Source organism: Cupriavidus sp. SIMBA_020 (genome assembly GCF_046535395.1).
Lineage (GTDB): Bacteria > Pseudomonadota > Gammaproteobacteria > Burkholderiales > Burkholderiaceae > Cupriavidus > Cupriavidus campinensis.
In genome coordinates this window covers 1-228 of the sequence record NZ_JAWRWU010001885.1, presented here as the reverse complement: position 1 = coordinate 228, position 228 = coordinate 1, and the positions used below count along the sequence as shown (strand labels likewise).

The window sequence follows — 228 nt, the reverse complement described above, 5'->3', positions numbered from 1 at the left end:
CGGCTTTCTGCCAAACCGCTGAAAAGCATCGCATTGCGCAGCGACATTGAATCAGAGCGTGCGCAATGCAGCCGCAGCATGAGTGAACGGGCGCATCGCCGCAACGAACAGGACTCGCTCACGCGCCGCTTTGACGCTTCGCAGAACGACGCCCTCGCGGCCCTCGCAGCCGATGCAAAATGAACAGCGCCGAATCGAACAGCAATAGCCGCCGCGATCAATACGAAC

1 protein-coding gene is annotated in these 228 nt (G+C 60.1%); it reads left to right on the top strand.

Annotated elements, in window-relative coordinates:
- On the top strand, positions 1-183 hold a 183-nt coding region (locus tag SB751_RS36135), incomplete at its 5' end, for a hypothetical protein (protein WP_410749746.1).
- Positions 184-228: the final 45 nt, after the last annotated feature.